Source organism: Micromonospora wenchangensis, assembly GCF_002210435.1.
Classification (GTDB): Bacteria; Actinomycetota; Actinomycetes; order Mycobacteriales; family Micromonosporaceae; genus Micromonospora; species Micromonospora wenchangensis.
In genome coordinates, this window is record NZ_MZMV01000038.1 from 66936 (window position 1) to 73852 (window position 6917).

The 6917-nt window shown below is 75.4% G+C and carries 5 protein-coding genes and 1 pseudogene; 2 read left to right on the plus strand and 4 right to left on the minus strand.

The features are described 5' to 3' along the window. The first annotated feature begins 93 nt into the window (after positions 1-93). Both B5D80_RS21325 and B5D80_RS21330 read left to right on the plus strand, forming a co-directional pair. Entirely contained in the window at positions 94-1773 is a 1680-nt protein-coding gene (locus B5D80_RS21325) for a bifunctional 3'-5' exonuclease/DNA polymerase (protein WP_088645684.1), read from the plus strand. A 308-nt stretch (positions 1774-2081) separates the two neighbouring features. After that, complete coding sequence (locus tag B5D80_RS21330) at positions 2082-2675, plus strand: nucleotidyltransferase family protein (protein ID WP_088645685.1); 594 nt, start codon at positions 2082-2084, stop codon at positions 2673-2675. A 6-nt stretch (positions 2676-2681) separates the two neighbouring features. On the opposite strand, the gene B5D80_RS21335 is transcribed toward B5D80_RS21330, so the two are convergent. From B5D80_RS21335 to B5D80_RS33440, 4 genes and pseudogenes are all read right to left on the minus strand, one after another. Next, positions 2682-3332: a hypothetical protein gene (locus B5D80_RS21335; protein ID WP_088645686.1), complete on the minus strand. Its 651-nt coding sequence runs from the start codon at positions 3330-3332 to the stop codon at positions 2682-2684. A gap of 93 nt (positions 3333-3425) precedes the next feature. Then, positions 3426-4235 carry a metal-dependent hydrolase gene (locus tag B5D80_RS21340; RefSeq protein WP_088645687.1) on the minus strand — a complete coding sequence of 270 codons (810 nt, stop codon included), beginning with the start codon at positions 4233-4235 and terminating at the stop codon, positions 3426-3428. Positions 4236-4338: 103 nt separating this feature from the next. Continuing rightward, entirely contained in the window at positions 4339-5919 is a 1581-nt protein-coding gene (locus B5D80_RS21345) for a serine/threonine-protein kinase (RefSeq protein ID WP_245854841.1), read from the minus strand. 147 nt (positions 5920-6066) lie between these two features. After that, positions 6067-6917 (minus strand): annotated as a pseudogene (locus B5D80_RS33440) (hypothetical protein); the annotation flags it as partial.

The window sequence follows — 6917 nt, forward strand, 5'->3', positions numbered from 1 at the left end:
GGTCGCCGCACCCCGCCATCCCGCCGGTGACCCGCGGCGGCCCCGACGGGTGATCCGGGCCGGGGTGTCACAGGGGCGGGGCACAATCGGGCCGTGGCGGTGCTGGCGGTGGCGGCGGGGGAGCGGGGCGGTGGCGTCCTCCAGCCCCTCGACGCCGCCGGTCGCCCGGCCGGGCCCGTCGAGCCGGTCGACGACCTGCCCGCCGCCGTGGCCGCCCGCGAGGCGGCCGAGCACCCCCGCTGGGTCTGGGCGTCCGGTGCGACGCTCTACCCGACCCTGCTGCGCGCCGGGGTGCGGGTCGAGCGCTGCCACGACATCGAGCTGACCGAGGGGCTGCTGCTGGGCCACGCCGGCCGGTGGGGTGAGCCCCGCTCGCTGGCCGCCGCGTACGCCCGGCTCACCGGGGCCGCCGTCCCACCCGACCCGCCGCCCCGGCCGGTCGCGCCGCCGGGCCACGGGCAGGCCGCGCTCTTCGAGGCCGTCGTCGGCCCGCCGGCCCCCGGCATCGACGCCCTGACCCGGGTGTACGCCGACCAGCTCGCCCGGGTCGCCGCCACCGCCCATCCCGGCCGGTTCCGGCTGCTGGTGGCCGCCGAGTCGGCAGGTGCGCTGATCGCGGTGGAGATGGCCGCCGTCGGGCTGCCCTGGCGCGCCGACGTGCACGACGAGATCCTCGCCGAGCTGCTGGGTGAGGCGTCCCCGATGGGTGGGCCGCCGCGGCGGTTGGCCGAGCTGGCGGCCCGGGTGGCCGAGGCGTTCGGCGTCCGGCAGGTGCACGTCGACTCCTCGGCGGAGCTGCTGCGCGCCTTCGCCCGGGTCGGCGTGCAGCTGCCCAACACCCGGGCCTGGGTGTTGCGCGGCGTCGACCATCCGGCCGTCCCGCTGGTGCTCGAATACAAGGAGCTGTACCGGATCTGGACGGCGCACGGCTGGGCCTGGCGGGACGCGTGGGTCTCCGACGGCCGGTTCCGCCCGGAGTACGTCCCCGCCGGGGTGGTCTCCGGCCGGTGGGCCACCCGCGGTGGTGGTGCGTTGCAGATCCCGAAGGTGATCCGGCGGGCGGTGGTGGCCGATCCGGGCTGGCGGCTGGTGGTGGCCGACGCCGGTCAGTTGGAGCCCCGGGTGCTCGCCGCGGTCTCCGGTGACGCCCGGCTGGCCACCGCCGGGGCGGCCGGGGACCTCTACGCGGCGCTGGCCCAGGACTCCTTCGGCGGTGACCGGGCCCGCGCCAAGCTCGCCCTGCTCGGCGCGATGTACGGGCAGACCGGGGGCGGGGCGCTGCCGGCCCTGGCGGTGCTCAAGCGCAGCTATCCGACCGCCTTCGGCTATCTGGAGGCGGCGGCGCGTACCGGGGAGGCGGGTGGCCTGGTCCGGTCCTGGCTGGGCCGGACCTGCCCGCCGGGTGCGGTCGGGTCCGGCGACGCCGACGACGCCCCGGTGGACCCGGACGCCGGGGCGGACCCGCGTTCGCCCCGGGCCCGGGCGGCCCGCTCGCGGGGCCGGTTCACCCGCAACTTCGTCATCCAGGCCACCGCCGCCGAGTGGGCCTCGACGCTGCTCGCCTCGCTGCGGGCAGAGCTGGCCGGGGTCGGTGGGGAGCTGGTCTTCTTCCAGCACGACGAGGTGATCGTGCACTGCCCGGCCGAGCTGGCCGACCCGGTGGCCGAGGCGATCCGCCGCGCCGGAGCGCGCGCCTCGGCGCTGCTGTTCGGCCCCACCCCCGTGCGTTTCCCGCTCGACCTCTCCACCGTGACCACCTACGCCCAGGCCTGACCCACCCTGTCTTCCCCTTCCCGCCCGGCGCGAGCCCCCCGGTGATCAAGAGCTTTGCGTCACGTGATCAAGAGATTTGCGTCACCGCGAGCGGGCGAATCTGACGCGAACCTCTTGATCACCGGGGCGGATCAGGGGTGGGGATGGGGTGGGGGCCGGGCGGGTCGGGTGTGGGGCGGGGGTGAGCCGGGAGGGGCGGGGCGGGATCGGGGTGGGCGGGATAGTTCAGGGTATACGCGTGAAATATCCGTTTCGTGCCGACACTCATCCCCCGGGGGCTCGTTGCACCCGGTGTGCGTATCGCAGGAATGATCATCGCGGCGGGTGGGGGGCGTCGGCTCGGCAGCCCCGAGGCGTTGCTGCGCCAGGGGGACCGGCTGCTGGTCAGCTGCATGATCGACACGATGATCGAGGCCGGCTGTGAGCAACTGGTGGTGGTGCTGGGGGCGGCGGCCGACGAGGTCCGGGCGGCGGCCGACCTGAGTCCCGCCACGGTGGTGGTCAACCGGGCATCGGGGGCCGGGGTCGGCTCGTCCATCCGCGCCGGCCTGGCCGCGTTGGCCGACGAACGGGTCGAGGCGGTGGTGGTGGTGCCTGTCGACATGCCCGGCCTCACCGCGGAGGCGGTCCGACGGGTGGCCGCGCTGCCGTACCCGGACGTGCTGGCCTGCGCCACCTACGACGGGCTGCGCGGGTACCCGATGCTGTTCGGCCGCCGGCACTGGGCCGGCATCGCGACCCTGGCCAGCGCCGACATCGGCGCCCGACCGTACCTGCTGGCGCACAAGGACCAGATCGTCGACATCGCCTGCGACTCGGTGGCCGACGGCAACCGGGTGGACACCCCGGAGCTGATGGCGCTCTACGGCCTCACCGTGCCACCCCAACGGGTCGGCGTCTGAGCGTGGTCAGCCGTCGGGTGGGCGGCAGAGGTCGACGGTGTGCCGGGGGCGCAGCCGCCCGTCGAAGGCGACGGTGACCGCCGGCCGGTCGACCAGCGAGACCCGGACCGTCCGCTCGCCGACGAACTCGGCGTCGATCCGCCCCCGGGGGCGTTCGTAGCGGCAGGTGACCAGTTCCCGGTCGGCGTCGTGGCTGAGCAGCCCGGCACGGGCGCGTACCCGCAACTCGGTGTGCGGCAGGTCCTTCCAGTCGCGGGTGTCCAGCCGGACCACCGCGTACCGGCCGTCGGGGGAGACGGCCAGCGTGGAGTCCCGCTCGACGGTCGAGGCGAAACCGGTGCGGTACATGCCCCACGCGCCGGTGCCCACGCCGAGCAGCACCGCGCAGCCGAGCGCGCCCGAGCGCAGCGCCGTCGTGGCGGGCGGTTGCCGGGCGGCCAGCCAGCCGGCGAGCACCAGCGCCAGCGCGGCCAGGGTGGCGAGCCCGAGCAGGGGCAACGGCCGGTGCAGGAAGCGTGCCGCCGGATAGAGCCGGGCGTACCCGGCGTCCCAGAGCACACCCGCGAAGAGGGCCAACGACAGCAGCGTCAGCAGGCCGGCGAGGAGCCGCCCCCGACCGGACCCGGCGAGGGGGCGGGTCCCGGGGCCGGCCGACATGCTAGGCATCGTAGGCGTGCGGAGCGCTCCCGGGCCGTCCCACGTTCGGCTGGTCCCGTCGTTTCGCGCCCACCGCCCGGGGGCGTCGGCCGGTCAGACCTCGATGTTGAACCGTTGCAGCACCGACGGGGCGACCAGGCCGACGGCCGCGAGCACGGAGAGCACCGTCAACGCGGTCCGCAGCACCACCACCTCGGCCTTGCTGCCGGTACGCAACGCGATGCTGTTCGGCAGCCCGATCATCGTCCACATCCGGCGCTTGATCGGGATCGGCCAGAGGATCGGGACCCCGGCCTTGGTGATCATGTCGCCGAGGATGTGCACGAAACAGCCCACCCCGACGGCCAGCCCGATCATCGGGTAGCCACGGTCACCGGGCAGGTTGGCGAAGGTGAACCAGGCGGCGGCGGCCGAGACGAGGGTGACGATCACCCAGCCGGCCCGCTCGGCCCACTTGTCGAACAGCCCGCGCAGCGCCAGCCCGATCATGAAGAACAGGATGCTCACCACCGCCCACTTGCCGTACGCGGTGCACAGCGTGGTGGTGCCCCAGCCGACCAGCACGGTGAACGGGATGGTGTGGGTCAGGGTGCGGTGACCGTTGTTGCGCCGCGGGTCGCGGCTGAGCTTGGTGGCGTAGTAGACGCCGAGCGAGATCTTCTCCATCACCTCGGCGACGAACAGCGAGAACACCCCGAAGGTGCGGGCCACCGTCGCGCCGCCCTGGTTGCGGGTGACCTTGCCGGAGAGGTCGAGGTCGGGAAAGAGCGCCCCACCGGCGCAGACGGCGGTGCCGACGGCCAGGGCGAGCGGGGACTGGTGGTAGTCGGCGAAGTAGTCCAGCGCCCACGACCCGGTCAGCCACACCGCAGCGCCCGACAGCGCGTGGGACGGTCCCATCATGTCGCCTCGCCCCTCCCCGTTTTCTTGATCGACAACGCTACGCCACTGTGTCAGAACCGTCGCCGACAGGGCAACAACCCGTTCGGTCCACAGGGGAGGGATGTCACGCGGCAGGACGGAAACTCTGCCGGATCATCAGGAAGTATGTCGCGTTGACCTGCCAGTCGAACTGGTCTGTCAACCATGAGACGGTGTAGGCCCGCTGCGGGGCGACCCGGACCAGCAGCCGGGCGGTGTGCAGCCGGACGCCGGTCGGGCCGGTCCACTCGCACTCCCACAGCGCGCCACCACGGAACATGTCCAGCGCGGAGATGTCCACCCGCCGGTAGCCGGTGAGCCGACCGTCGTCGGTGAGCCGGCGTTCCTCGGCCCGCCAGTGGGCGACCGGGTCGGCCGGGGCGACGCCGGGGGCGACGCTGAGCACCCGGGGGCCACCGGGCTCGCGCAGGCAGGTCACCGGGCCGTCGGTGTAGCGCAGCCACCCGGCCGGGGCGGCGATCCGGAAGCCGTCCGGGTCGGTGTACCAGGTCCAGCCCGCGACCAGGCCGAAGCGCTCACCCGGCGGCGGTGGTGCGGAGCGGACCGGGACGGCGTCGGCCGGTGCGGGCGCGGCGCACGGGAAGGCCCCCGGCCGGGCCGCCCCGGTGCCGGCCCCACCGCCCGGTGTCGACGACGGGCCGGTGCCGCCCCGCAGCGCGGCCGTCGTCCCGAACCCGGCCAGCAGCGCACCCGCGACGGCCACCGCGACCAGGACGGTCCGCTGCCGCCGCCGGCGCGGCGCACCGGCCGGCAGCGGCGGGGTGTCCCCACCGGCCGGCACCACCGTGGGAGGCGGCGCGGTCGGGGTGGACGCCTGCACTGTGGTGGGCGTCGCCGCGAGCGCGGCGCTCAGCCGGGTCTGTGTCTCGGCGGCGGTGAGCCGTCGTTCCGGTTCGCGGTGCAGCAGGCCCTCCAGCACCGGGCGCAGCGCCCCGGCCCGACGCGCCGGGTCGGGCGGCTCGGTGGCCAGCGCGCTCAACGTCGCCATCGCGCTGCCCCGCGCGTACGGCGACTGCCCCTCCACCGCCGCGTAGAGGGTGGCCCCCAGCGACCACAGGTCGGTACGCGGGTTGGAGACCCCGTCGCGGGCGCGTTCGGGGGCGACGAACTGCGGTGAGCCGAGCACCATCCCCGGCCCGGTCATCGCCCCGTCGCCGCCGTCGAAGGTGGCCAGTCCGAAGTCGGTGAGCACCACCCGGCCGTCGTCGGCGACCAGGACGTTGTGCGGTTTGACGTCGCGGTGCAGCACCCCGGCGGCGTGCGCGGCGCGCAGGGCGGCCAGCACCGCCAACCCGATCCGGGCGACCCGGTGCGGGTCCAGCGGCCCCTCAGTGGTGAGTAGCTGTTGCAGCGAGCGGGACGGGACGTACTCCATCACGATCCAGGGGTTGTCCCCGTCGTGCACCACGTCGTAGATCCGGACCACGTTGGGGTGGTTGAGCCGGGCCGCGGTGCGGGCCTCGCGCAACGTGCGCAGCCGTAGCTCCTCGCGTTCGTGGGCGGCGAGCCAGTGCGGCGGGACGACCTCCTTGACCGCGACGTCCCGGTGCAGCATCTCGTCGCGGGCCAACCAGACCCGGCCCATCCCGCCGGTGCCGACCAGACCGAGCAGCCGGTACCGCCCGGCGACCCGCTGCTCGTGCACGACGTTTCCCCCTCGCTGCCCCCGCTACCAGGATATCCACGGTGGCCGAGGTGTTTCCCGGCGGCGGATCCGGTGGGCGCGGTACGGGGCGGCCGGCCCGTGCGGGCCGGCCGCCGACGGGGGCGCAGGCCGGCGGGCCGGGGCGGGTCAGGTGGGCGAGGTCAGCTCGGTCGACCGGCCCCGGAAGCTCTGCCGGACCACCGCCAGCTCGTCGGTGGCGTCGTCCCAGTCCTCGTCCGCCGACGACCAGCTCAGGATGTATCCGGACAGGTCCCGGCCGGGGATCAGCCGGAGCCCGTGCTCCCGGCCGCCGAACGGGGTGTCCCAGCGGCACTCCCACTGGGCGCCGTCACCGTCGGACGCCGCCAGCTTGATCTTGTCGTACCCGGGCAGGGCACCGAAGCCGAGCTGGGCGCGTTCCTCGGCCTGGAGCCGTTCCAGCGCCCCGCCGCCACCGGTCAGCGGTTCCACGCTCAGCGTCCGTCGGCTGCCCGGGTCGCGGAAGCAGGCCACCTGCCCCTCCTGGACACGCAGCCAGCCGATCGGGACGGCGAGCCGGTAACCGGCGCCGTCGTACCAGGTCCAGCCGGTGGGGGGACGAAAACCATCGTCCACGGTCGCCGGTCGGCCGGTGACCTTCGTACCGACCGGGTCGGGACGCAGGCACGGCAGCGGCGGCGGGGCGAGGTCCGATGCGCCAGGTGGCGGGCCCGGCCGGCCCTGACCACCGGCCGGCGGCCCGTACGGGCGGGTCGAGGGGGTGCTGCTGGCCGGCACGTCGGTGTGCCCCGGCGCGGCCCGGTGCTCGTCGTCGTTGATCGCGACGGTGGTGCCGATGCCGGCCGTCGCCCCCACCGCGATGGTCACCCCGGCGAGGATCCAGCCCCGGGCGCTGCGGGGCAGCCGGGCCAGCATCCCGGCCGGCCCGCCCGTGCCGGTCGCCCGCCGTGAGCCCGCGCCCGCGCCGGAGCGTCCCGGCCCGCGCCCGCCCGGCCCGG